The following is a 513-nucleotide window of genomic DNA, read 5'->3' on the forward strand; positions in this document are numbered from 1 at the left end:
GGCCGGGCGACCCTGCACCTTGGTGCCTTTGCGCCCCGTGCCCGGTTCGAATGGCGTCACGAGTTCAATCAAGCCAGTCCGCAGTTGCTGGACTATGCCGATCTCGGGGGCCCATCGCAGTACAGCATCACCAATAACGACTGGCTGCGGGACGAGGTCCAGTTCGAAATCGGGCTGGGAATCAACCCCGGCGACGGCTGGACCACCGGAATCGACTTGGGTGGAAGGGGCGGCCCCGGCTCGCGATCGATGACGGTGCGCGTATCGGCGACAAAGAAGTTCTAAGCCGCGATCGGCACCGATCCGACGCGCGCTAGATCTTCCCTCGCCATCAGCGGCGCGGCGCGGCATGAGGGGCAGATGATCACGCTCTATCTCGCGCGCGCCGACAATGGCGTCATCGGTGCCGCGGGTGCCTTGCCCTGGCACCTCCCGGCCGATCTCAAACGCTTCAAGGCGTTGACGATGGGCAAGCCGATGGTGATGGGGCGCAAGACCTTCGAGAGCTTCCCG

At 64.9% G+C, this 513-nt stretch carries 2 protein-coding genes; both read left to right on the forward strand.

Annotated elements, in window-relative coordinates:
• Nucleotides 1-285, forward strand: a 285-nt coding sequence (locus AACY52_RS30120; RefSeq protein ID WP_339561348.1) for an autotransporter domain-containing protein, incomplete at its 5' end; no start/stop codon positions are given.
• A 75-nt stretch (nucleotides 286-360) separates the two neighbouring features.
• Nucleotides 361-513, forward strand: a 153-nt coding sequence (locus tag AACY52_RS30125; protein ID WP_339561349.1) for a dihydrofolate reductase, incomplete at its 3' end; no start/stop codon positions are given.

Source organism: Pseudomonas sp. EA_65y_Pfl1_P113 (genome assembly GCF_963970525.1).
In the GTDB taxonomy this organism is placed as follows: Bacteria; Pseudomonadota; Gammaproteobacteria; order Pseudomonadales; family Pseudomonadaceae; genus Aquipseudomonas; species Aquipseudomonas tritici.